The organism is Pseudoalteromonas fenneropenaei (assembly GCF_042643375.1).
Classification (GTDB): Bacteria; Pseudomonadota; Gammaproteobacteria; order Enterobacterales; family Alteromonadaceae; genus Pseudoalteromonas; species Pseudoalteromonas fenneropenaei.
Window position 1 is genome coordinate 229684 of record NZ_JBHRSD010000029.1, and the last position, 229, is coordinate 229912.

Consider the following 229-nt stretch of genomic DNA (forward strand, 5'->3'; position numbering starts at 1 on the left):
CCAGAGCTTCAGGATGATTATAACCCCAGATAAAATAGAGCGGGTCATTAGCTCAGTTGGTAGAGCAGTGGACTTTTAATCCATTGGTCGATGGTTCGAGTCCATCATGACCCACCATTTATGCCTTGTAGTATCCTTAATTCCAGAGCGGGTCATTAGCTCAGTTGGGTGAGTAAAACCGAAGCGCAGCTTCGCAGTTTACGAACGCGAGTCAGGACGACGAGCCGGC

Annotated in this window: 1 tRNA gene; it reads left to right on the top strand. The window is 48.9% G+C overall.

Annotation, left to right across the window (positions count from 1 at the left end):
- Nucleotides 1-41 precede the first annotated feature (41 nt).
- Nucleotides 42-117, top strand: a tRNA-Lys gene (locus ACFOEE_RS16230).
- Nucleotides 118-229: the final 112 nt, after the last annotated feature.